Origin of the sequence: Vibrio sp. 10N.222.47.A9 (genome assembly GCF_963872585.1) — a bacterium.
In the GTDB taxonomy this organism is placed as follows: Bacteria; Pseudomonadota; Gammaproteobacteria; order Enterobacterales; family Vibrionaceae; genus Vibrio; species Vibrio splendidus.
Window position 1 is genome coordinate 144,679 of sequence record NZ_CAWNBB010000013.1, and the last position, 24,530, is coordinate 169,208.

Genomic DNA, 24,530 nt, shown 5'->3' on the forward strand with positions numbered 1-24,530 from the left:
ACAAGATCTCGGTACTCAATCAATCATATTGATAATCTTTATACAAACCGATTACACGCTGAGATCCAAGTGACCAAGATACTGCCTAACTTAATGACGCCCTTTGTTTTATTCTCATTATTATTGGGAGCTGCAGGGCTGACTGCAACCCACTTTATGGCAGTACAATTCCAAGAAAAAATCGTCACTCAGCAACTCAATGAAGCGGCCAATAAAGCCAATCTACAAATCGATTCTGAACTGGATAAGTTCAAACAGATCCCGGATTTACTCAGCCATGACCCGCGTCTGCTCTCTTATTTTGACTCATCACCACAAACAGACAAGATTTCCGCTGCGCAGCTCAATCAATTACTGTTTGAATGGTCAAACCAAAGCCAAGCTGACACCATCTATATTCATGACCCGAGCGGTACTGTCGTCGCTTCCAGTAATTACCAAAAGCCTCGCACTTTTGTAGGCGAGAACTTCTCGTTTCGTCCCTACTTTGCTTCAGCCATTCAAGGCAACAATACACAATATGTCGCGCTAGGCGCTCGCTCGAATGTACGCGGTTATTTTTTATCTTCACCACTGTATGTTGAGAATTACATTGTTGGTGTTATCACCGTAAAGGTGAGTTTAGAGAACCTCGAAAACATCCTAACCAGCGACGACTTTGAGATCGTGGTACTCGACTCTAACCAAGTAGTCTTTCTATCAAGCCAAGCTCCATGGCTTTACCATTCATTGTTACCATTAACTCAGCAACAACAAAGGGATATCGCACTTCAACGCCAATACGGTCAAAGCGAAATTTCGATCATCGAAGCCTTTCGTTCTTCAAGCTCTCAGTCAGAAGCTAGCAACGCCAATCAATCTAAGAACCTGCAATCCAATGAAATCCGAAAAGAGCTCACCGCTAACCAGCTATTCAAGCTTGGTGCTTTTAATCTTTACCCTGCAACGGTCAGCAACAACCAGTACCAAGTCGTCGCCCTAAAAGAGACCAGAGCTGAGCTTATAAAAGTTTTGCAGATCGATGTCATCTTCGTGGTGATTTACAGCTTAGTGGTGCTCATCGCTTGGTCGTGGCGCCAGACTTATCTCGCGAAAGTGGCGTTGACCCGACTCAACCAAAACCTAGAGCAAACCGTTGATAAACGCACTCACTACTTGAAGCAATCCAATCAACAGCTGCAACAAACCCTTTTTCAATACCAAGAGTCGCAGTCGAAGTTGAAACAGACAGAACAAGAGCTGACACAAACCGCAAAATTAGCGGTACTCGGTGAGCTGTCAGCCAGCATTAACCACGAAATCAACCAACCACTTGCAGCGCTGCGAACATACAGTGAGAACAGCTTAAAGCTGCTTGAAATGGAACGGACTGATTTGGTCAAAAGCAATCTCGATAAGATGATTGCTTTGAATACCTCAATTACCGACATCATCGCGCGTCTTAAAGTCTTCACTCGTAAGGTCACCAAGCAAGAACATCACGTCGCAAACCTGCATCAATCGATCAACAACGCGACCAGTATTCTTAGTGCGCTAATGATCAAACAAGGCATCACGCTAAGGTTAAGCACAGTGCCAGACGACATTAACATTGCGATTCACCCAACCGAGCTCGAACAAGTGCTGGTTAACCTGATTCACAACGCGACTCAAGCGCTTCAACAGCAAGTTCTTGAACAGAAAGTCTTGCAGGAGCAACAAAACCTGGAAAACGTAGACCAACAGGCTAGCCCACAGATAGGCATCGAATGGCAACTGCATCATGACTCTTGTCAGGTGATCATTTGGGATAACGGAATTGGCATGCAGGACGACAAATTAGAAAAGTTGTTCGACCCGTTCTTTACCACTAAACCGGAAGGCTTAGGGCTAGGACTCTCAATATCGAAACGGATTATTGAGGCGTATCACGGCACGATCAGCGCGAACCGATTAGAGCCTTCAGGCATGGTATTCTCGCTAAACATCCCGTTATATAACGATAAGGGCTGACGTGCGGTTGTTATTGTTGATTAGAAAACGAATGTTACATACTGCTAATCTGACATACAGCAAATCACATACTGTTAAGGACTCGACTTTTGCACTCTATGCCTAAACTCTATTTTGTCGACGATGAACCCGCAATCCGAGACTCCGTAGAACAAGCCATGCTCATTGAAGGCATCGATATCGTCTGCTTTCCTAATGCTATTGAGGCATTAAAGAAAATAGATACCGCGCAAGCTGGAATTGTCATCACCGATATTCACATGCCAGTGATGGATGGCATTCAATTGACACAAAAGTTGCTGAGCCAAAATCCTCATTTTCAGATCATCGTCCTTACTGGGCATGGTGACGTGCAAACAGCGGTGTCGGCAATGAAAGCCGGCGCTTACGATTTTCTGGAAAAGCCATTTGTGGTCGATGCCCTACTCACCGCGGTAAAAAAAGCCGCAGATAAACTCGCACTGGTTGAAGAGAACAACTTATTGCGTAAAGAGTTGGCGATGCAGAATCAGGTGGGACCAAAACTGATTGGTCAATCGCCATCCATGCAGGCATTACGCCGAGAACTGATCACCTTAGATACCAAAACTCACCCTCTTCTACTGTTTGTCGGCGATCTAGGGACAGGTAAAAGGGTCACGGCGCAGTACACGCACGATCTACACAGCCATCAATCCGCAGAACTTTGCCCTGTCGCTGCGTTCAATTTACCACGCAATGACCAAGCTACGTTTGATCAGTTTATTGTGCAATTATTCAGCAAACATCAGGGCGGAACACTTTATATCCATGAAACAGAAGCATTAACTTCACAACAATGGCGCTGGTTAGCGGCTCTAAAACCCACTCTACTTCGTGAAAACTCATGCAAGACCAATGCAACTTGTATCATTATCGCAACCACAATAGTTCCAACTACAATTGTAGGTGAGTTCCGCCGATTTGATTTGCTAACCTTGGCGCAACGAACCGAAGATATTGGCTCCTTGTTTAAGCATTTTGCGCGTGGTGCGGCAAGTCGATATCAACTGCCTCCACCCGTCATTACAGAAAAAGAGATTCAACGACTCATTGCGACTCATTGGACGGAAAACATTCGTCAGCTTCGCCAACATGCCGAACTCAGAGTGCTGACTCAAATTAAGCAGCCGTCGCTCGACGGTGATACTGGTGAGCAAAGTGACGCGCATGAGCGTGACGTGAGCATTGAGGAGCAGCAACAGTCGTTGAACCAACGCACTGATAGCTTTGAACAAATTATCTTAATTGAGGCACTACATCGCCATCAAGGACGTTTAAAAGAAGTGCAACAAGAGCTGCAAGTGTCACGAAAGACACTGTATGACAAGCTGAGAAAGCACCAATTGGATAAAACAGATTTCAAGAACCGATAAGTCTTAAAAAATATATAAATTCAAAGATTTAAAGGAGCAAAATCTTAACATTTATCAAAAGTAAGAATACACTCAATAGGCTTGCACTTTTATTTAGCAAACAAGGACTGTCATGAGCCAGAAGAATTACAGCAAATTGAACGAAACCGAACTTGAGTACGTCGATGATAAAACAGCGGCGCTACTACTCAATACGCCCACCAGTGCGCGTATTATGTTATGGGTGATCGTTCTGTTTTTTATTGCTGCTATTGGGTGGTCCGCTTGGGCTGAGATCGATAAAGTCACCGTTGGCCAAGGCAAAGTCATCCCCTCTTCACAAATCCAAGTGGTGCAAAACCTTGAGGGCGGCCTCGTAAAAGAGATATTAGTAAGGGAAGGTCAACGCGTTCAAAAAGGTCAACAGCTGCTATTGATCGATGACACTCGATTCCGTTCTGACTTCCGAGAGCGCGAACAACAAGTGGCAAACTTAACTGCCAGCGTGTTAATGCTTTCAGCTTCCTTTAACAGCGTGGTCATCAACGAAGAGTTCTCCGTCGAAAACTGGAAACAAAGTGTGTTACTCGACTACGGAAAACTCGCCTTCCCACCAAAGCTATACGAACTTCAACCTAAACTGGTTAATCGCCAAAAAGCCGAATATCGTCAAGACCTAAACAATTTAAGAAACCAACTTTCCGTTTTTGATCAACAAGTTGAACAGAAGCAACAAGACCTTGTTGAAATAAAATCGCGCGTCAATAATTTAAGACAAAGTTACAAATTCGCCCGCCAAGAGTTAGATATAACAAAACCGCTTGCCGATGAAGGGGTGGTACCAAGAATTGAACTCCTCAAGCTTCAAAGACAAGTGAATGACACTCGCCGAGAAATGACCTCGAGCGAACTCAAAATCCCTCTCCTTCGTTCCGCAATCAAAGAATCTATGTTAAGCCGTATTGATGCAGCATTGAGCTTCCGTTCAGAACAACAAGAAAAACTGAACCAAGCACAAGACAAGCTCTCTGCAATGACTGAATCTTCGGTTGGCCTTGAAGACAGAGTAAATCGTACCATCGTGGTCTCTCCCGTAACGGGCACAGTCAAAACGCTCGGTATTAATACCGTGGGTGGTGTTATTCAGCCGGGTATGGACATTGTTGAGATTGTACCGACTGAAGACTCGCTATTGGTTGAAGCTAAAATCGCTCCGCAAGATATCGCATTCCTACGCCCAGAACTGACCGCCATTGTTAAATTTAGTGCCTATGACTTCACAAAATATGGCGGTTTAGAAGGTGTACTAGAACACATCAGCGCCGACACCACTCAAGATGAAGAAGGCAACAGCTTCTACATCGTGCGTGTACGTACCGATAAATACAGCTTTGGACACAACGAAGAGTTGCCGATCATTCCTGGTATGACAGCCTCAGTCGATATCATCACGGGCAAGAGAACCGTACTTGAGTACATGTTGAAGCCACTATTAAGCGCTCAAAACAACGCATTAAAAGAGTAAGGACGTTTGATGCTTGATAGCGCCTTTCAATACACAGTGAACAGACAAGAGCAGAGGCTATGAAATCTCGGATTTCGTTATTATTGCTGGTCCTCACCTCTTTTACCTCAGTGGCGCTCAACAAGAGCGACCAAAGGTGGATAGACGCGGTTACTGCAACCTACGGGGAAAGAGCCGGAAAACGAGTGGCAACATGGCGCTCCAATATGACGTCGTACGAAGGGCTAAGTGAAACGGAAAAGCTTGATTCGGTAAACCGGTTCTTCAACCAAATGTACTTTGTCGATGACAACATACTGTGGGGAAAGAATGACTACTGGGCGACACCACTGGAGTTTTTAGGCAGTAACGCGGGTGATTGCGAAGACTTCACTATCGCAAAATACTTCTCTTTACTTGAACTCGGCGTCCCAGATAAAAAATTACGATTGGTGTACGTAAAAGCACTTGAGCTAAACCAATTCCATATGGTGTTGGCGTACTACTCAACACCCAGTGCAGAACCACTAATTTTAGATAACTTAAACCCTGAAATAAAACGCGGTTCTAAACGCGGAGACCTGCGACCGATATACAGTTTCAATGGTAAAAACCTTTGGTTAATTAAGTCGGCAGCAGGCAGCGGTAAGCTGGCAGGGAAATCTTCAAGATTGAGCTTATGGAACGACCTACGTTCTCGTGAGCGCTCTCTCAATTTAAACAAACCCATTATCAATTACGATGAGTAGGTACAATGACTTTATATAAACAGCTTGTGGTCGGGATGGTTGCGGTATTCATACTGCTGATGACGTCAGTTTTTATGATCGAATTCAATACCACCCGTGGATACTTAGAGGAGCAGCAACGCTCTGAGGTAAGTAATACCATTAATACTGTTGGGCTGGCTCTCGCCCCTTACCTAGAAGAAAAGGACAAGGTGGCAGTGGAGTCTGTTATCAACGCCCTATTTGATGGCAGTTCTTATTCCGTCGTGCGATTGATTTTCCTAGACACCGGAGATGACATTCTCCGTTCATACCCTGTAAAGCCAACTGGCGTACCAGAGTGGTTTACCAACCTAAATCTATTTGAGCCTGTTCATGACCGCCGCGTGATTACCAGTGGCTGGATGCAACTGGCAGAAGTAGAGATAGTAAGTCACCCTGGTCCTGCCTACGATCAGCTTTGGCAAGCGTTCATCCGCTTACTGAGCATCTTTGGCACGATCTTCTTGCTCGGTTTAGTGTCTATCTCTTGGATCCTTAAGCGTGCTTTACGCCCGCTCTCGTTGATCATTACTAAGATGGATCAGATCGCCAAGAATCAGTTTGGGGAACCACTGGCTCGTCCGAAAACAAAAGACCTCACCTTAGTTGTCGACGGTATCAACCACATGTCGACCCAAGTTGAACTAGCCTTTAAAAACCAAGCGAAAGAAGCTCAAAAGCTGCGTGAAAGAGCGTATATCGACCCTGTATCTCAGCTAGGCAACCGCGCTTACTACATGTCTCAATTAACTCAGTGGTTAGAAGAGTCCAGTTTAGGTGGTTTAGCGGTGCTTAAAGCCGAGTTTATTAGTGAAGAGTACGATGAAAAGGGTTATCAAGAAGGTGATGCCTTGGTTCATCAACTGGCTGAACAGCTGCAAGCTTCAATCTCATCGCCAGATATCACCATCGCCCGTATTTCTAGTGACGAATTTGGTTTCATCATGCCGAACATTGATGAAAGCGAACTTAAACTTGTTGCTGGCAGCATCGTAAACTGCATTCAAAACCTAGGTTCAGACCCAACAGGTACGGCGAATCCACACATCGCGCTAGGTGTTACATACAGCAACACGCGAAAAACCAGTACCGAAATCATGTCGTTGGTCGATAACGCGCTCTCAAGTGCGAAGGCGAACCGTGAACTGACTTACGGCTACGTAACGGCAGACGATCATGGTGCTGTGATGGGCAAACAACAATGGCGTATGTTGGTTGAAGAAGCGATCATCAACGACCTTGTCACCTTCCGTCTGCAAGCTGCAAACAATAGCTTTGGCAAAACGTATCACCAAGAAGTGTTCTCTGCGATTGAAAAAGGCGGAGTTCGTTACGGTGCAAACCAATATCTATACGCACTAGAACAGCTAGAAATGAGCCACATTCTCGACCAATACGTTATCGAGAAGATGATAGAGAAACTGAATGCGAAAGACATAACGAGCCCAGTTGCTATCAATATTTCGCCAAGCAGTATTTCTCAGCCAAGCTTCATCCGCTGGATTGGTAAAACTCTTGAACACAATGCCTCAATTGCTCATCTGTTACATTTTGAGATTCCAGAAAATTGTTTCATCAATGTTCCGCACTACACGGCGCTGCTGTGTAACACCATTCGTAACGCTGAGTCCGTATTCGGGGTTGATAACTACGGACGTAATTTCCAATCATTGGATTACATCAACGAGTACCGCCCAAGCTATGTGAAGTTGGATTACTTGTTTACGCACAACCTTGATGATGAAAAACAGAAATTCACCTTAACGTCGATCTCTAGAACCGCTCACAACCTAGGCATAACCACCATTGCGTCTCGAATAGAAACTCAGACTCAGCTAGATATCCTGTCTGATAACTACGTAGAAGTGTTCCAAGGCTTCATTGTTGATAAATAGTTGTAAGGGTTATATCGCATGCAAGATCCACTATTAAACTCACTGATCTACGTTAGTCGGTATTACGGGTTAGCTAACTCGCCCGAAGCGTTGATCAATGGGCTACCACTATCCGATGGAAAGCTAACCCCTTTCCTATTCCCTCGTTCTGCTGAACGAGCGGGATTAGTGGCGAAAGAAAACCGTTCCGAGTTAGAAAGTATTCCTCACCTAATTCTGCCTGCTATTCTACTTCTCAAACAGGGCGAAGCATGTGTTCTAAATAGTATCGATTTAGAAAAACAAGAAGCAGAGATCATCACCGCAGAAAGCGGGATGGTGCCTATCGTCATTCCAGTCGATGAACTCAAAGAACAATTCATCGGCCGCTACTTCTTGGTAAAAAAACAATTCCGTTATGATGAACGTTCACCAGAGGTTCTAAAAACACGCAAAGGTCACTGGTTTTGGAGCACCATTTGGGAATCTAAAAACATCTATCGTGACGTGTTGATAGCATCCATTCTGATCAATATCTTCGCCATTGCCGCGCCAATGTTTACTCGTTTGGTGTACGACAAAGTAGTCCCCAACCTCGCCTTTGAAACCCTGTGGGTGTTGGCGAGTGGTATTTTCGTTGTCTTCCTGTTCGATCTGCTTCTCAAGTTAATGCGCAGTTACTTCATTGATGTCGCGGGGAAAAAATCCGATATCCTAATTTCCTCTAAATTGTTCAGTAAAGTTCTGGGGATTCGCATGGAAGCAAAGCCTGCCTCTGTAGGCGCTTTCGCGAAAAACCTGCAAGAATTTGAATCAATCCGTGAGTTCTTTACCTCAGCAACCATTGGCTCGTTAATCGACTTACCATTCGCGCTGATGTTCTTGGCGTTAATTTGGCTGATGGCCGGAAACCTTGTGTTTGTTCCTGTCGTCGGAGTGGTCATTTTGATCATCTATGCACTGTTAATCCAAGGGCCACTGCGTCGTACGATTGAAGAAGGCTCTCGACTTGCTTCTCAGAAGTACGCGAACCTGATTGAGAGTCTGGCTGGGTTAGAGACCGTTAAATTATTCAGTGCGCAAAGTCAGTTCCAATTCCGTTGGGAAGAAGCTGTTGCGCACATGGCAAACTGGAATATCAAAAGTCGCCGTATCACCGACAGCATCCAAAACACCGCAGGCTTTGTTCAACAAAGTACCAATGTAGGTATGATCATTTTTGGTGTGTACCTCATCGCAGAAGGTGAACTCACTATGGGTGGCTTGATTGCCGCGACCATGTTGAGCGGCCGTGCAATTGGCCCTCTTGTTCAACTGTCTTTGCTTTCTACACGTTACAACCAAGCAAAGTCTTCGATGACCTTGATTGAACAAGTAATGTCGATGCCTGATGAACAGGAAGAAGGTAAGCGCTACATCCACCGTCCGATTATTCAGGGTCATATTGCGCTAGATAAAGTGACGTTCCACTACCCAGACTCGCCTGTCGCTTCTATCAGAGACCTAACCCTTAATATCAAACCCGGAGAAAAAGTAGCGATCATTGGCCGAATTGGTTCAGGCAAGACCACGCTAGAACGTTTGATTATGGGCCTATACAAGCCTACAGAAGGCCATGTGCGCATTGATGACACTGACATGGAACAACTGCATCATGTCGACGTACGACGCAATATAGGCTGTGTACCGCAAGACAGTAACCTGTTCTACGGCTCAGTAAGAGACAACATTACCTTAGGTCGCCCGTTGGTCGATGACCGTGATGTGATGGACGCAGCCAACCGTGCAGGCGTGACCGCTTTTACTCAGCAAGATCCAGCAGGCTTAGAACGCCAAGTGGGCGAAGGTGGTGCTTTGCTATCTGGTGGTCAACGTCAGTCGATTGCCATAGCGAGAGCCTTCTTAGGACGTCCACCCGTGCTTTTGATGGATGAACCGACCAGTGCGATGGATAATCGCTCAGAGATGCACATCAAACACCAACTCAACCAGTTATTGCCAAGCGAGACATTGATTCTTATCACCCACAAAACATCGATGTTGGATATTGTAGATAGAGTGATTGTGATGGAGAGAGGCAGCATTATTGCCGACGGCCCGAAAGCACAAGTTCTGTCAGACTTGAAGCAAGGCAAGGTAAGAGCAGCAAGTTAAAGCGCTCATGTGACTTAAAGAATCTAACCAAATCAATATCAGAAAAAGCAAAGGGGGAGCATCAGCACCCCCTTTTTTGTTTTTTCTAATGAGTAGAAAATAGCTCGAACCGCTCTATTCAGAGTCGGTCAATTTCAAAGTATTTTAATTACAACGAAATATCTTCTTGTTCCATTTTGAATGAACATTGAATCTCGTATTGGTTGAACGAGAAAACACTGCCGCCATGGGTTCGCTTGGTGGTGACTGTCTCATCACCAAATTGAATCGTCACTCGGGTATACACCTTTTCATGCGCCTCAACTGTGCACTCGGCAAGGTTGGTTTCAAACTCAGCTTCGAGTGTATCCAACTGCGACTTAGTGTTTTCAATCGCGAGATTGTTCTTTTCTCGATGCTGCTCAATTTCTAGCGCTTGCTCTTCGCTGCGTTCCGCTTTTGGTCGCTTCTTAAATTCGAGCTCTTGGCGAATCACATCCATGGTCTGCTCTTGAGCGTGCTTATAAGTTTCTTTCAGCTCGGCTATCTTTTGTCGGTAACCATCGTAACGAGCAAATCCGTGTACCTTGGTTGCGGTATCTCCTTCTACGCCTAAAAAGACACACTCCACTTTCCCACCGACTCTAGCTTCGCCGCCACTGAGCGTACCGTGCTTCTTCAAACTGTCCATCACGATAAGGTTGTTACCACAACGAATATCATTACTCATGCTGTGCACACCCAGTCGAAGGTCGGTGGCGGTTTGGAGCTCGGCGTTCTGCGCGTAGCTTGCTGTGATAGAACCTTGGCTAAACACCTTGCAGCTTTTCGGCTCACCCTCTTTAGTCGTATGACCGATAATCCCCTTCGCGACTTTTATGTCACCCTGAGCTTGGACTTCTGCCGATTCAATAAAGCCACCAACCGTGACACTTCCTGTCGCTTTAACGATCATCCCCGGTTCAATGTTCCCAGAGACAAAGACATTGCCTTTGAATTTAACGTGTCCGGTTGATACATCTACGTTGCTAACACACAAGGCGTCATCTACTTCAATAGTTCTATCTTTGATTATGGGTAATCCAGGAAAGGAAGCGAGTAATAAATTGGGGTCGTCAGGGGAGATGTAGGTGCCCTTTCCAGGCTTAATTAAACTGTCTTGTCCAGGAAGTGGTGGGATAATTCGACCTTGGACGGTAAAGCCAGCGATGCCTTTGGTCGCGGGAGTACGCTTCATCAAGTGATCATTTTGACCAACAGTAATGGTTTGCCCCAAGTCTCGCATATCAATCTTGCCTTCGTCTTTACTGCGAGGCTTCAAGACTTGGCGAGTAATGTCTTCAACCAAGGCGGCAAACTTAGCATCTTTGCCCTTTACTGGCTGCGTCCCTTTCGCGACGGGTTGAGTAAACTTTTCACCGGGTTTAAGCTTGTTACTCATCATCAGCACTTTTCTGAGCGCTAACTTATTAATTCCCTTTGTTATGTGGGCTTGGGCTAAACAGTGAATGATGTCGCTCCCGCGCAGTGCGTGTCCATGATGTGGTCCCGTCACCACCAGACTCGCGAGCATCTCGTCATCAGACAGTTCGACAGCAACGCTCGCGTTACGAACTTCGGCAATCAAGACTCCTTCGTAAGCTTCCCCTTTACCTTCTTTGGCAAGAGTGACGAAGCGCAACACCTCTTCTTCAAAAAGAAAATAGTTTGATGCGTCCAAAGCTTCCAAGGTTGGTGGCAACGTCGTGTTATCAAAGCTTGCTTCAACCACAAACCCCGACGGCAGACATGCCATCACTTGTTGCTTGTCTTCTGACAATGTAACAATGTTATCCCACATTCGAATTGAGTATCCCTAATGACTCAGTTGTTATTCAGTCTATATAATTCGTTCTGCGCTGAGTATCACATTATTAGAATAATCAGCGTCACATCACTTACTTTCGATTCTGCAAACATGACTCATAAATAAGACTTACACATTTTATGATCCACTTCGCCTTTACAAATACATAGGAAAATTTTTCAGAATATTTCGTGTGATTGAATGTCGATTCGATATTAGAGCAAGATAGTAAAGGCGAATAGCTTTAGAAGATTAAAGGCTGTTGTGGAGAGGTGGAACAGAAGTGATGAAGCTGATAATCAGGGTAAAAACGGATTTCAATATGGAGCTTCAGTTTACAGTGTAAATCCAAGATTCTAATTTACACTGTAAATCTAATTTGTAATGGTGAGTCTATTTAAATGATGGCTTGTCTATTTACACTGTAAATTTGCTAGCAAAACATCGACGTCTTTACGAAACTGAATCTCTGCTTGTTTGCGACCCAAAATATTAAACTTTTCAACACAAGTCCCCCACTCTTTCTGCTGAACGACCTTTGCGATGAGTAAGTCAGAAATACCTATGTTTCGATCGTTACTAAGTAGAATCAAGTTCAGTACGCTTAAGCTAATCGCATCGTAACTGTTGCCACCGTTCACGTAATTTCTAACTAACTGAGTTTCAAACTCGCTAACGGTATCGACACTCTTTGGCAGCAGTGCTCGCACCATATCGGTTTCAAGTGAAACCAAAGAACCTGAAACAAGAAAGCAGTAGCTACGCTCGAAGAGACTTAGAGCTTGGTTAATCCAGCTTTGGGAGTTTGAGGTAAGCGCCTTAACCATCAATACCGAGTGGCAGCCACTTGCCTGATCGCGCTGGTGGCCAATATGGACAGGTACAAAATCGTTATCGCGCCAGAATGAAATCAACTCACTAGTCGCACCGAAGCTTGTCGCCAGATAATCCGCTTGGCTGGTTTGCTCTGATAACTTAGCCAACATCCATCGGCCAATCCCCAAACCTTGATGAGGCGTTGAAACTGCAATGCGCATCACTCGAAGGCAGCGACTGGTCGCCGCTTCTGTGCAGCCAAGTTGGTTTGCCAGTAACACAGGTGCAAGGTGTCCTTGAGGCCTGCGTTTTCCAATTTGAATCTGATCGATCAAATCTTTATCTAAACCACCCTCTTCAGTAACCAACATACAACCTAAGCATTCATCTTGCTTCCAGGCGGCGTACAAACGGATTGCTGAATTGTTGAGGAACTGCATTAAATCGTTGGGTGACGTCTGATAATGAGCATCGACAAGTAGAGAAAAACATCGTTGTAACTTGTGTGGATTAACCAAGCAATCTGCTTTTGATAGTTCAACTAAATTTAATTGGTTGATTGTCTGATCAGAAAAGTTATCTAACTCATGAATAGCCGAGTCACTTAGCGACGCATCGCTACAAAGCAGGAAGCAATCAAACAACCAAGCTTCTAGTGGGTCGTTGTTGTTCCAACGAATCGATTGTTCAAGCTTAAAGCCTTTCCAACCAGGGCGGTGTACAGAAAGCCAAGATTCAAACTTAATCCCAAACCCTCGTCCACTGCCCTCGTAACCGTGGACCGTGGTTGAAAAAACCATACGATGATAAATGCCGACCATGAACTTGAGCATAGGGATTGGAATAGCAGCCGCTTCATCAACCAATAGCAGCTCACAATCAGGCTTAGATTTAAGTAAGTCGTCCGGAGCCACGAATCTTAAACTTCCCCCTTGATGGCGAATGTGAGTAGCGTTAACCACTTCAATGACTTCGAGTCTCTGTATTGCATGAGAAAATACCGGCTCTACCGCTTTCACGGAAGGCGCGGTAACAATAATATTAAACCCGTGACGCTCAACTAACAGCTGCGCTGCGGCAATACCCAATGTCGAGCTTTTACCACGCCCTCTATCCGCAGTGAGAATCAAAGGACGTTTACGATGTCCAGACACTACCTTTTTAACTAATTCAACAGCCGTGTTTTGCTGTTCAAATTTGTCCAATCCGTTTTGGGCGCTTTGCATCTGAGGAAGAGCGTGAGTTGCTTGAACTACATCGCCGGCTTCATTGTGTTGTGAAACAGAAATCAGTTTATCGAAATGACGTTTTAACCAACGTTGACCAAAGCCGGAACTTCCACCCTCTTCAGCTTCATTGACGTTTGGCGGTAGCATCAACAACAAACCGCCACCGACTAACGATCCCAGTGCTGCACTGAAACCATTCGCGTCAAACTGATCTCTAAAATCACAAACAAGAATCTGGCATTCACGACCCAGAAGTTGCTGCCCCTTCTTGACCGGTGCATGCGTCACATCGTCGAATGGGACACCGCCAATCTGAAAAATGGATTTAACGTTCTTATCTTGAAGGAAGGTTGAAATAACCGTGTTTTGCCAATCGACATCACCGTTAAAAACCACGCCATAACGGTGATCATTATGTTGAGCAACATCAGAAAGTGTATGCAGAAAAGTGTTGGTTGGGTTTGTCATAGTTAGCGTCCAGATTCATCTAGACACAGTTTATCACAGCCAAATAAAAAGCCGCATAATGCGGCTTTAGAGTCGTAATGGAAAGTTGTCGACTTAGTCGAGCTTGGATTGAACGAAGGCCAAAATCTCTTCCATTGTCGCATCATCCACTTTCTTAAGGTTCAACGCCAAGTTTGAACCCTTACGGCTGTATGAAGCGCGGCCCTTAATAAGCTCAACTTTTGGAGAAGCTTTCTTCACTGGCGCAGGTGCCAATTCAAGAATCCAACCTTCCAAAGTTTCAGTAACGTCTTTAGTTAAACGCGTAACACCTTGTGCTTCGCTACGCTGCCATACAAAACCTTCAGAAGCATCACACTTAGTCAGTAATGTTTGCTGCTGTTCGCCAGTCAGTCCACCAAATTGTTTGTGCAGCTTAACAATGGTTGGTCGACCAAGATCGCTCACATTTGGGTAAGCTTGTAGCAGTTCAAGAGGCAAAGCCGCCGCTTTCAATGCGCCACTCACCAAAGCTTCACTGCACTGGAACATTTTCGCTAGTGCTTTCTGGTCTTCAGCTTCGCCTTTATCTAGCTTCGCTTGCATCTCTTTACCCTTCTCATACAGAGAAAGCGGTTTATGAGCGTTAGCGACATCAGATAGGAACTTAGCGTGTTCGCCGTTGATGTTTTCAGCAACATAGATAAGGAACTCTTTGTCAGCCAAAATACACGACATACGACGACGGCTACCATCGAGAACTTCAATCTTACCGTCTTTGTTTTTACGACCAACCGCTGGGTATTGCTGGCCACGTTCTTTCAATGTTGTAAGAACATCAGAAAGCGCGTGCTCGTTTAAGAAAGATTGCTCACGAGCATTTTCTTCGAAAACAACCGTTTGAGTGGCTACGTCAGCCGCCGGGATTCGAACTAGTTCAAATGAAACCAATTCTTCGCCTGCAACAGAAAGCTCGATCACTTGAGCCTGTTCTTTAGCCGCTGTTTGAGCTTCTTGTGGCGTAGCTACGCGGCGTTTGTTTGCTTTACCAAATAGCTTTGCATTTAAGTCAGATGTTTTAATCGCCATTCTTGTTATCCCTGATTAAGTGAAGGCCAGTTGCTATGTAATACACGCTCTAATTCTAGAGCACTTTTTTGTACTGCGTCTTGAGCGACAGCCAGAGTTTTCTTACCACCCTCAAAGTCGCTCACCGTTAGATCGAAAACCGTGCTGTAAGTATCTGCACAGGTTTCAAAAGCGCGGCTTCTTGGAATAGTGGCCATCATTACTTGGTCATTCAACAGGTAGTTCATCTCAGTTAATACTGATACCTGCTTCTTGTTGTCGTCTTCAAACATGGTTGGCATTAGACGAACAAATTCGAGCCCTTTCCAGTCGTCCGGGAACATCTCGTACACGGTTGGTAAGTGCTGGAAGAAGTTAACCGTTGAAGCCCAATCCAAACGCTTGGCTGCACATGGAATCAGAAGAGCGTTCGATGCGTACATTGCGTTCCACACGAGAGGGTCTACGTGCGGGCCGGTATCAATCATAATCACATCAAAATCATCAGCAATTTTGTCGATAAGCTTCTCTTTTAAAAGACGAACAATATCAAGTGACTGATCTTGAGATAGGCTTTGCCACGCTTCAGCGTTAAACATCGCGTCTTCTGGGAACGCCGAAATCGTCTTTAGATTCGGATACTGTGTTGGTAAAAGTACGTTCTTACGCAAGAATTCAAGATCAACATCTTGGCCTTCTGGCACGTTGTCCAACATGATATCAACAGCAGAATAGATACTGTCGTGCTCTGCACCACTAATTTGTGGGTTTAAGAACAGACGCAAAGAACCTTGTGGATCCAAGTCAATCAAGCAGATACGGTAGCGCTTATCTAAGTTCAAAGACAGACAAGCCGCTAGGTGAACCGCTGTCATTGATTTACCCGTACCACCCTTTTGGTTCTGTACGTTAATAACCCATGGCTTATTGTCTACATGCTGCTTACGTTGGTGGAACTTCGGTACTTCAGCTGCGTCCATCAGCATGTGAGCTTCAGTCAATGAAATCGAGTAATGATTGGCGTTGTTCTTTGTAAACTGATGACCATCCGCTTCAAGCTTGTTGATAGCCTCATCCAATTTTCGACGAGTTAAGCCTGAACGCGTCTCCATCATAGCTTTAGACATTGGAGGGAAATGTTCATCACTTCGCTCTTCCAGAATAATCTCAATTCGGTCAGCCTGAACTTGTTGAGTTTGTTCGGCTAGCTGATAGAGCTTATCAATCGTTTGTTCTCTTTTCATTGCCAGTTTCCGTAATGATTAACCTAGAACAAATTGTACAGCGATTAACAACAAACACAACAAAAACATGAACATACATTTATGAGTAAATTCACATAAAATAGACTATATTTTTACAGTTTGATGAAAAATAGGCTTAGATGAACACAAAAACTTCTATTTTTATCACCGCTAACAGTGCTATTTCCGGCTTACATTTAAAATGTTACATCGTCACTTATTTACAATGTAAATGTAATACCAGCAAATAAACTTCGGAACGATTGAAATACAACCATAGATTACGGTTGGTGTGATTTGCATTCGAATTTGGCAGATTTTCAATAGAAAGTAACCAAACAGACTAAATAGACAAAAAACTCAAAGTCGAAGTAAAAATCGAGTGTAATAAAACAAAAGAGAATTGGAACCTATCCGGAAGAATGATCATGGAGCACATCAACAGTTAGATAATTGATAAGGCCCAATTATGAAGCATGATCAAGGCCTAAACTCACCAATATTGATCGGAGTAAGTGCATGTTAGAAATAATCAACTCACGGAAAAATGATCAAGTAAATATCGTTCCGGAAGCATATAAATATAGAGCTAACTTACGGACAAATGCTTTTGTAATGGGGATTCAAGCTCTATAAGGCCTCATTGCTTGGAAATTCAATCGACACGGATTACAAATACAGAAACATGACAATTTCATGATCATGCTTCCTGATTTATGATGTATCGAGCTAAAAGCCCCCAACCAGTGATTATGGAACCAATACCGATTGAATTTTGAACGCCAAAGGGGAAGAACGATGTAAAAGGGGCATTACTTGATCATTGTTCCGATGAATTGGCTGTCAAAAATATCCACATAGGTGACTTAGAAGCCGCTTAATACAACTTGATCAATTACGGACTGTGGATAAGCTGTATAAGCATAATGATCATGCTTTCGAACCGATAATGATCATGCTTACAATGACTTAATGATCATCGTTCTGAGGTTCTGTGATCATGCTTTCTTTAATTTAATGATCATCGTTTCGAGTTCTTTATGATCATGCTTTCCAATCGGATTTTTTTTAACACTTATAATTCATGCACTTAAAAGCAAACTCACAGCCAGATCATTAGATCACTTAATCATTTAAGATCATATTAATCAAAAAGATCAGTTATTTAAAACCCAATAAATTCTCTTTATTTATGATCATTCTTTCTTTATCATTCAGGAACTATAGTGAAATTACGGTTAGTGTGATACGGATCAAAAATGAAACCAGAAGAGAAATTGTTAATTAAGGCACGAAGCCACAAAGATGGTCATTTATTTGAGGTATCTGAAACAGCCGTTGAATGGATAGAACAATATCAACACTTCAAAGGGGTCACCAAAAGCATCGTTGAGCTTCTTAACCTAATTTCACTACGTGGGTTTAGCAGCAAAGATGGATACGTCTCCACCACCGAGATTATTGAATCAACTGATGGTCAAGTGACTCGCGCCGCCTTGCAACAAAGGTTGAGAGCCGCTGTAAGTATTGGTCTGTTCAAACAAATCCCAGTTCGTTTTGAAGAAGGCCTTGCGGGTAAAACCATGTTGCATCGCTTTGTGAACCCAAACCAATTGATATCGGTTCTGGGTGCTACCAGTTTAGTGACAGAAAGCGTCAAGCAAAATGAAAAGCAGAAGCGTTCTAAAGCACTAGCTCAAACCAAAGTAAACAAGCGCTTACTGAATGAACACGGACTGAATACACCCCCGACGATGAAAGACGAAGCGGATCAATTCATTGTTTCTCCAACCAATTGGGCGGGGATTATTGATCAAGCGTTGGCGCCACCTAGAACACGTAAGAGTTACCAGAAATCTATGGTTTCGATCTCTGGCACTCGAGCGGTGATCGAGACACGATCTTCTAAAAACATCATGACGGTTGACGATCTAATGACGCTGTTCGCGTTATTCACGCTTACTGTTCAATATCATGATCACCACCAAGATGATTATCATCTCGACGCGAAACACACACCGAACAAAACACCACTCTACATCACTGATATTTTGTCTTTGCGTGGCAAGAAAGACAGCGGTCCTGCACGCGATTCGATCCGTGACAGTATTGATCGTATCGAATTTACGGATTTCCAACTGCACGAGCTCACGGGCCGTTGGCTTAGCGAGAACATGCCAGAAGGCTTCAAGAGTGATCGTTTCCGATTCTTAGCTAGAACCATTACGGCATCAGAAGAAGCGCCTACAGAGGGCTCTGATGGCGAAATTCGCATTAAACCGAACCTGTATATCCTTGTCTGGGAACCTTCGTTCTACGAAGAGCTGCTGACGCGTGACTATTTCTTCCTATTTCCGCCAGAAATCCTGAAACAACATACCTTGGTCTTCCAAATGTATTCGTACTTTAGAAGCCGTATGGCACGTCGCCACTCAGATTGTATGTTACTGAGCGAGCTGAACCAGAAGTTGGCTCGTAATATCGATTGGCGTCGTTTCTCGATGGATTTGATCCGCGAACTCAGAAAATTGGGCGAAGTAGGGGATCAAGAAGATACCTTCCTGGTGAATCTTTGGGGTTATCACTTGACGATCACGGCGTTGATCGAAAAAGGAAAAACCACCGATTATCAGGTTGATATCAAATGTAATGTCGAAGAGGTGTTGCGTTATTCAAGAGCGCGTACCACCAACGCCGGTAAGCGTAATATGGCACCGACGTTACCGAACCCGCTGCGTAACGAGATGGTGTCTAAGCAGAAGCTGGAAGAGCTGTCTGAGATTATCGATGGTGAGTTTGAGCCAATTCAACGTAAAGCTCCGTCGCCAAGAGGCAAATTGGGACGTCGAGTTAAGCAGCGTAAACACTCTGTTGAGATCAACGCTGATGAGATCATGATTACTCTCTCTAAATATACCTCCACAGAGGCTCTAGAACGCAGTATAACGGCTTTATCTGCTATGACCGGGCACTCACATGCCTCAATCAAAGAAGAGTGCTCAGAGCTCATTGAGAAGCTTGATTGGTTGAGAGTTGGGGAGGATGTTATCCCATACGAAACACTGAGTCGCTTAATTGAGCTGTACAACGACCGTGATAGCACCAGCAATCGACACCTGTCCATTGAACGTTTGATTTCTGGTTTGGCTGTGCGTCGTAAAGTGTGTAAACAAGTTCACGAAGGTCATTTGGACGAGAATGTGTTTCTGGCGCTCGATGAAATGGCGATTGGCCATTAATCATGAGGGCGTGTTGATCTTTCGAGCTGATTTTTGCAGTAGAAATACCCAGTATCAAGAAGCCCGTATTTACGGTCGATGAATGGATAGTTTGAACACATTAGGTGCTGATTAAAACCGCACCTAACGCTGACAAAGTTCTGACAATGTAACGCATCCAGTTGATTATTATTTATCCCGAATAGACAACCTTTGTCCTTTCTTATGATTAATAGATTGGCTCATATTTTGTTACATCATACTGAATAGATTTTTGCGAGTTCCTAAGGGACTCGCTTTTTTTTGCCTGAAATTCGTATAATTATTTAAATTCAATAGCTTACATGTAAAGCGTAACTGCTGCCCTGAAGCATGATCAAGGCATGGATCATGCTTTCTACGGATCCTATTTGTGAAGGAATTCTGCTTTGGTGTTTGATCGATCAGGGTTAAATCGTGGAGTGGATCAGTGGAGTTGACGTAGAGCTGCACCTTGATCATCGTTCTGGTGTTGGCTTGCCATAAAACGCACATGCGATTCGATTAGTTTTTCTGATTCTTCTTTCCAGCGCGGTTCTTGTTGGTTGGTAAATTCCAAAGCCAGTACACATAAATGCTGGAGCCGCTGCGTACACCACTCTTGCAAGTCAGGCTCTGATTTTGGGTCGCATGACACGGCCTGCAGCTTGCTATAGGCAAACATCAGGTATTGATAGGCCTTTTCTTGATTGTGCGAACCACCAGCCTCGTTTGAGAGCGATGATACGCTTGGTGCTGCAAACTTTGTCGATGTCGTCAGCGTTACGTCTTTATGTCGATAAAACGTAAAGACTCTCAGGCATCCGTCTAGCCAACATGCGATGCCTTTGCTCTGCTCATCCGTGATCAATGGCCCCCAGAGCGTGTCTGGAGGCGTTAAGATCAAAGGTTCTAACTGGTCCACTTGATCATGCTTTCGGTCTTTGTACCAATCTCCGATCCGCTCTAACCAAGTGTCTAGTTCATTCATGCAACGTTATCCCACTGTTTTACAAAGTGATTATCAGCAACTTGCTTGATTTCATGCTGTATTTCACAGCTCTGCTCTCGAATTCGATCTGCGTTTATTGAATAGTTTGGCTCATTTTTGACGAGTTCGCCAAATGGCAGATCGGGATCGGGAACGGCAGAGATCAACAGTTTAGTGTACGGATGTTGTGGATTGGTTAAGATCGACTGTGTTGATCCCCATTCGACGATCTGCCCTTTGTACATTACCGCCGTCTCTTCTGCGATGTAGTGTGCCGTGGCGAGATCATGGGTTATGTACAAAAAGCCAATCCCCAACTCTTTCTTCATTTTTTGCATCAGGTTTAACACGCCAAGTCGTATTGAAACATCCAACATCGAGGTAGGTTCATCGGCAAGGATAACCTCAGCACCGACTGCGAGCGCTCTTGCTAGATTAACCCGCTGTCTTTGGCCACCACTGAGCTCATGAGGGTATTTGGCTAGAGTTTCAATGGGTAACTCCACCAGCGTTAATAACTCTTTGAGACGCTCTGTGAGAGCATGTTTCGTGGCAACTTGCTTATGGATTTTAAGCGGGCGCGTTAAGTGGTGCTCAATGGTGTGAGTTGGATTAAGTGAGCCAAATGGGTCTTGAAATATCATTTGTACACGGCTGCGGTAATCCAAGATATCTTTGCGGCTTTTTAGGGTAGAGATGTCTCTGCCATTGAACAGTATCTCTCCCTCTGTCGGTGGGTAAACCTTGGTCATCAATCGGGCGCAGGTGCTTTTCCCGCAGCCTGATTCTCCAACCAGCGCCAATGTTTTACCGGCATGCAAATCAAAACTCACCCCATGCAGTGCTCTAAAGATCGCTTCTTTGCCAAATCCACCGCCGACGGTGAACTCTTTAACGAGGTTTTTCACTTGAAAAATAGGTTGTGACATAGAGCTCTCCTAGCACGTAGTCGCGTGCGCATGTTCGTGAATGTTAGGGAAAGAACTCCATAGCTTTTGGGTATAGGAGTGCTGAGGGTTGTTACGAATCTCATAGGCTTGGTTGATTTCAACGATCTGGCCGTGGCGCATGATGGCAATGCGGTCACATAGCTGGCTCATTAGTGCTAGGTCATGGGTGATGAACAATATCGAAAACCCAAACTCTTCTCTGAGTTGGTGTATTTGCTGCAGAATTTCGCGTTGTACAACCACATCAAGCGCCGTTGTCGGCTCGTCCATGATGATCAATTTGGGATTGAGGGCGAGCGCGATGGCGATGACTAAGCGTTGACGCATCCCTCCGCTGAACTGATGCGGATATTCGGTGAGGCGGTTACGAGGAATGTTTACAAGGTCGAGCAGTTTCTCTGCGCGGTCTTTAGCTTGTTCGTTGGTCATTCCTTTGTGGTGACGTAAAACATCAGCGAACTGCTCTTCAATGGTCAGTACGGGATTGAGTGAGTTCATTGCACTTTGGAATACCATGGCGATTTCGCTCCAACGCAAGGTGTTCAAGTGGTCGTCAGATAAACCGAGCAGATCTTGCCCGTTGAACAGTATCTTCCCTCCAGAGATGAAAGCAGGCGGCTTGTGTAAACGGTTAATGGCAAACGCGATGGTACTTTTTCCGCACCCTGATTCGCCAGCCAAACCAAAAATCTCGCCTTTGCCTATGCTAAAGTTTACGGATTTTACAGCATTAAAATCGCCGTCATCGGTGATGTAATCGACACATAGATTCTTCACTTCGAGAAGTGGTTTATCTGGATTTTCCCTAGACATGATAAATACTCAGTTATGATATTGATAACTATTATCATTAACATGAAGTGAATTTAGTGAAAGCGATGAGCACAAAAAGAATGAAGTGCCTCGAAATTTATCTTGGGTTATTTCACGAAATTTCAGTGGGAAACAAGAAATGAGAACGGGGAAAATGAGAGGTGGATCAAACCACATTTCTTATGGGGAATCTTGTAAATGTAATTGCAGAAAATGGCTTTGGCAAAGTTTAAATGAGGCATTTATTAATTAGCTTTGTGAAGCGTCGGAATCATCACATTTCAGTACAGAATGTCTTAACAAGTGAAATAGCATTTGCTACAGATTACCTGTCCATTACATGGTGCTTTTCGGAGGAAAACATGTCCATTAATTCTATCAACCATGATGAAATGACAAATATTGCAAACAAGTGGGATGCTGAAGAAGAAGTATCTTTCAAACCAGAAAAGAAAATGAAGTCCGCTGAAGCTCGTCGTCGTATTGAAGCTCTAAGAGAAATTAGAGAAAGCGGTTTTAGTCTGGAAGAAGCGAGGGAACTAGGTCTTATTCACTAAAGACCCCTATTGCATTTAAGAGGGTGGCGCACCGCCACCTTTTGATTTATATAACTTTTTAAAGGGCTGTGAGTTTTTTATAAGTAAACCATGCTCCTTGTCTCCCACAATTTAAATCCATTGTCCCGCCTTTACATTGCTTGTTCCCGACTAAAAACATGCTCATGGCATACTCTTGAACTAAGTTGTTTGACAGTAATATGCAACGCCACTAATTTTAAAGTTAAAGCAAAAATATGCGATGTCGTTGGTAAGGAGAAGGCTATGTCTAATTCTGTGGCTAAAGCCAAAGAAGTGCTGTTTTATGAACCTGAAGATCCAAACGGATACCTGTCAAATTTTGCAGCTTGTCCCATTAAGGTTAACGATCAAGTTTGGGCAACCAGCGAACATTATTATCAAGCGATGAAATTTGCTTCTGAAGCGTTACGCAATACTATTTTGGAAGCCAGTACCCCTGCTGAAGCGTTCTCTTTAAGTCGTGATTATGAAGACCAAGTTCGAGAAGATTGGTATGACATTCGTGTTGAAGTGATGCGGTTCATTGTGACTGAGAAGTTCAGACAGAACCCACAGTTTGCGCTGTTTCTGACTAACACCGGAGATTCGGTGATCAAAGAGCATTCTCATAAAGACCATTTTTGGGGCGATGGTGGTGATGGAACTGGTGAGAACCGCTTAGGTGAAATTTTGATGGCGGTGCGACAACAGCTTCGTAATCAACAACTGCATTTGATTGCTTCGCACTAACCTATCGAGTACAAGTTCAAAGATAGTTTCCCTAAACGTTAAATTTTAAAGGCCGCTCTGCAATTTAGTATTAAGCAGAGCGGCCTTTTCGTTGCAAGTCGAGCTAAGGTGACTAAGAGTAGAAAAGTGCTCTACAACGTCAACTAGGCGCTATTACAGATAAACGAAGGATCTATAAGTACCCTTGCACGATGTCATCGAGCTGACCATCGTCTTTCATTTGGTCGAGACGTTGGTTGATGAAGCTTTGCAGCTTAGGATCCATCTCAGGGTCAAACGCCAAATGGATAGGGTAGTTATTGATCACTGAACCAAACTCTTGCATCTGGTAATCATCAATACTTAACTTTTGCTCGTTTAGGTTGTATTTGATTCTCGATTCCATCTCAACAAAAACGGTATCACCAGGCGTTCGGTTTAATACACGAAAAGCCGCGCTGTAATCTTTAACTCGAATCTCGTTGAGCTTACCTTGTTTGATGTAAGGCTCTAGGTTTGGATATTCGAACCCCACCAGCAAGACCACCGCTTTTCCGTTTAAATCGTCGATAGTATTGAACTCAAATGGTTCCTTGCCACTGCTGAGTAACACGTGTTTTACATTGTAAATCGGATCTTTAGACAGGTTTACAGATTGGATATTTCCCCAACTAGGACTGCCGTAGGTTATCCAGTTTGGATTCTCTCTCGCGTCGAGCTTGTCAATCATACGGTTGAAAGGGTAGGTGTGGTAATCGATCTCGTATTGGCTGTCATCAAATACGGCCTCAACAATATCCGAAACCATTCCTCTGTGAGATGACCCGTCAGTTTCGATCTGAAAAGGTTGCGCTTGGCTCGCAATAATGTAGTAGTGAACAGGTTCGCTTGCAAAAGCATAACTGCTTGAAAACAAACTGACTATGGATGCAAATATAAGATGTTTTTTCATAACCTT

At 44.2% G+C, this 24,530-nt stretch carries 17 protein-coding genes; 9 read left to right on the plus strand and 8 right to left on the minus strand.

Annotated elements, in window-relative coordinates; all coding sequences use genetic code 11:
• The first annotated feature begins 69 nt into the window (after positions 1–69).
• The 6 genes from AACT19_RS02240 (at position 70) to AACT19_RS02265 (ending at position 9,667) form a co-directional block, all read left to right on the plus strand.
• Complete coding sequence (locus AACT19_RS02240) at positions 70–1,992, plus strand: sensor histidine kinase (protein WP_076645091.1); 1,923 nt, start codon at positions 70–72, stop codon at positions 1,990–1,992.
• 98 nt (positions 1,993–2,090) lie between these two features.
• Positions 2,091–3,386 (plus strand): sigma-54-dependent transcriptional regulator, encoded by a 1,296-nt coding sequence (locus tag AACT19_RS02245; RefSeq protein WP_076644964.1) that lies wholly within the window; start codon positions 2,091–2,093, stop codon positions 3,384–3,386.
• 112 nt (positions 3,387–3,498) lie between these two features.
• Positions 3,499–4,890, plus strand: a complete 1,392-nt coding sequence (locus tag AACT19_RS02250) for an HlyD family type I secretion periplasmic adaptor subunit (RefSeq protein ID WP_004732554.1) — start codon at positions 3,499–3,501, stop codon at positions 4,888–4,890.
• 59 nt (positions 4,891–4,949) lie between these two features.
• On the plus strand, positions 4,950–5,618 hold the full coding sequence (locus AACT19_RS02255) for a transglutaminase-like cysteine peptidase (protein ID WP_017078414.1): 669 nt from the start codon (positions 4,950–4,952) through the stop codon (positions 5,616–5,618).
• Positions 5,619–5,623: 5 nt separating this feature from the next.
• On the plus strand, positions 5,624–7,534 hold the full coding sequence (locus AACT19_RS02260; RefSeq protein ID WP_076644965.1) for a bifunctional diguanylate cyclase/phosphodiesterase: 1,911 nt from the start codon (positions 5,624–5,626) through the stop codon (positions 7,532–7,534).
• An 18-nt stretch (positions 7,535–7,552) separates the two neighbouring features.
• Complete coding sequence (locus AACT19_RS02265) at positions 7,553–9,667, plus strand: type I secretion system permease/ATPase (RefSeq protein WP_017078412.1); 2,115 nt, start codon at positions 7,553–7,555, stop codon at positions 9,665–9,667.
• Between the two features lie 148 nt (positions 9,668–9,815).
• Here AACT19_RS02265 and AACT19_RS02270 read toward each other — a convergent pair whose 3' ends face one another.
• From AACT19_RS02270 to AACT19_RS02285, 4 genes are all read right to left on the minus strand, one after another.
• Positions 9,816–11,486: a DUF342 domain-containing protein gene (locus AACT19_RS02270; RefSeq protein ID WP_076644966.1), complete on the minus strand. Its 1,671-nt coding sequence runs from the start codon at positions 11,484–11,486 to the stop codon at positions 9,816–9,818.
• Positions 11,487–11,905: 419 nt separating this feature from the next.
• The gene (locus AACT19_RS02275) at positions 11,906–14,005 is read right to left on the minus strand and encodes a GNAT family N-acetyltransferase (RefSeq protein WP_076644968.1); all 2,100 of its coding nucleotides are present in this window, start codon (positions 14,003–14,005) and stop codon (positions 11,906–11,908) included.
• A 93-nt stretch (positions 14,006–14,098) separates the two neighbouring features.
• Positions 14,099–15,073 carry a ParB/RepB/Spo0J family partition protein gene (locus AACT19_RS02280; protein ID WP_017089347.1) on the minus strand — a complete coding sequence of 325 codons (975 nt, stop codon included), beginning with the start codon at positions 15,071–15,073 and terminating at the stop codon, positions 14,099–14,101.
• 5 nt (positions 15,074–15,078) lie between these two features.
• A complete protein-coding gene (locus AACT19_RS02285; RefSeq protein ID WP_004732566.1) occupies positions 15,079–16,296 on the minus strand; it encodes a ParA family protein in 1,218 nt (405 codons plus the stop codon).
• 1,259 nt (positions 16,297–17,555) lie between these two features.
• Between AACT19_RS02285 and AACT19_RS02290 the strand changes: the two genes are divergently transcribed.
• The gene (locus tag AACT19_RS02290; RefSeq protein ID WP_004732568.1) at positions 17,556–19,535 is read left to right on the plus strand and encodes a replication initiator protein RctB domain-containing protein; all 1,980 of its coding nucleotides are present in this window, start codon (positions 17,556–17,558) and stop codon (positions 19,533–19,535) included.
• A gap of 445 nt (positions 19,536–19,980) precedes the next feature.
• On the opposite strand, the gene AACT19_RS02295 is transcribed toward AACT19_RS02290, so the two are convergent.
• Genes AACT19_RS02295 through AACT19_RS02305 form a run of 3 tightly spaced genes read right to left on the minus strand, consistent with a single transcriptional unit; the run spans position 19,981 to position 22,286 of the window.
• Positions 19,981–20,523: a transcriptional regulator gene (locus AACT19_RS02295; RefSeq protein ID WP_076644970.1), complete on the minus strand. Its 543-nt coding sequence runs from the start codon at positions 20,521–20,523 to the stop codon at positions 19,981–19,983.
• Complete coding sequence (locus tag AACT19_RS02300) at positions 20,520–21,452, minus strand: ATP-binding cassette domain-containing protein (RefSeq protein WP_076644972.1); 933 nt, start codon at positions 21,450–21,452, stop codon at positions 20,520–20,522. Before AACT19_RS02300 ends, AACT19_RS02295 begins: the two co-directional genes overlap by 4 nt.
• Positions 21,453–21,461: 9 nt before the next feature.
• Positions 21,462–22,286, minus strand: coding sequence for an ABC transporter ATP-binding protein (locus tag AACT19_RS02305; protein ID WP_076644974.1), 825 nt, complete (start codon positions 22,284–22,286; stop codon positions 21,462–21,464).
• Between the two features lie 362 nt (positions 22,287–22,648).
• Here AACT19_RS02305 and AACT19_RS02310 point away from each other — a divergent pair, with 362 nt between their 5' ends.
• Positions 22,649–22,843, plus strand: coding sequence for a PA3496 family putative envelope integrity protein (locus tag AACT19_RS02310; RefSeq protein ID WP_004732575.1), 195 nt, complete (start codon positions 22,649–22,651; stop codon positions 22,841–22,843).
• A 189-nt stretch (positions 22,844–23,032) separates the two neighbouring features.
• Positions 23,033–23,593, plus strand: a complete 561-nt coding sequence (locus AACT19_RS02315) for an NADAR family protein (RefSeq protein WP_076644977.1) — start codon at positions 23,033–23,035, stop codon at positions 23,591–23,593.
• A gap of 172 nt (positions 23,594–23,765) precedes the next feature.
• Here the strand turns inward: AACT19_RS02315 and AACT19_RS02320 are convergent, their stop codons facing one another.
• Entirely contained in the window at positions 23,766–24,524 is a 759-nt protein-coding gene (locus AACT19_RS02320) for a substrate-binding periplasmic protein (RefSeq protein WP_017095839.1), read from the minus strand.
• Between the last annotated feature and the right edge of the window lie 6 nt (positions 24,525–24,530).

What these genes read in the sequence shown, in the direction of transcription:
- AACT19_RS02295 (WP_076644970.1), bottom strand. Translation starts at nt 20,523, where the DNA reads ATGAATGAACTAGACACTTGGTTAGAGCGGATCGGAGATTGGTACAAA.
- AACT19_RS02290 (WP_004732568.1), top strand. Translation starts at nt 17,556, where the DNA reads ATGAAACCAGAAGAGAAATTGTTAATTAAGGCACGAAGCCACAAAGAT.
- AACT19_RS02300 (WP_076644972.1), bottom strand. Translation starts at nt 21,452, where the DNA reads ATGTCACAACCTATTTTTCAAGTGAAAAACCTCGTTAAAGAGTTCACC.
- AACT19_RS02255 (WP_017078414.1), top strand. Translation starts at nt 4,950, where the DNA reads ATGAAATCTCGGATTTCGTTATTATTGCTGGTCCTCACCTCTTTTACC.
- AACT19_RS02280 (WP_017089347.1), bottom strand. Translation starts at nt 15,073, where the DNA reads ATGGCGATTAAAACATCTGACTTAAATGCAAAGCTATTTGGTAAAGCA.
- AACT19_RS02260 (WP_076644965.1), top strand. Translation starts at nt 5,624, where the DNA reads ATGACTTTATATAAACAGCTTGTGGTCGGGATGGTTGCGGTATTCATA.
- AACT19_RS02250 (WP_004732554.1), top strand. Translation starts at nt 3,499, where the DNA reads ATGAGCCAGAAGAATTACAGCAAATTGAACGAAACCGAACTTGAGTAC.
- AACT19_RS02310 (WP_004732575.1), top strand. Translation starts at nt 22,649, where the DNA reads ATGTCCATTAATTCTATCAACCATGATGAAATGACAAATATTGCAAAC.
- AACT19_RS02285 (WP_004732566.1), bottom strand. Translation starts at nt 16,296, where the DNA reads ATGAAAAGAGAACAAACGATTGATAAGCTCTATCAGCTAGCCGAACAA.
- AACT19_RS02265 (WP_017078412.1), top strand. Translation starts at nt 7,553, where the DNA reads ATGCAAGATCCACTATTAAACTCACTGATCTACGTTAGTCGGTATTAC.
- AACT19_RS02305 (WP_076644974.1), bottom strand. Translation starts at nt 22,286, where the DNA reads ATGTCTAGGGAAAATCCAGATAAACCACTTCTCGAAGTGAAGAATCTA.
- AACT19_RS02320 (WP_017095839.1), bottom strand. Translation starts at nt 24,524, where the DNA reads ATGAAAAAACATCTTATATTTGCATCCATAGTCAGTTTGTTTTCAAGC.
- AACT19_RS02275 (WP_076644968.1), bottom strand. Translation starts at nt 14,005, where the DNA reads ATGACAAACCCAACCAACACTTTTCTGCATACACTTTCTGATGTTGCT.
- AACT19_RS02270 (WP_076644966.1), bottom strand. Translation starts at nt 11,486, where the DNA reads ATGTGGGATAACATTGTTACATTGTCAGAAGACAAGCAACAAGTGATG.
- AACT19_RS02245 (WP_076644964.1), top strand. Translation starts at nt 2,091, where the DNA reads ATGCCTAAACTCTATTTTGTCGACGATGAACCCGCAATCCGAGACTCC.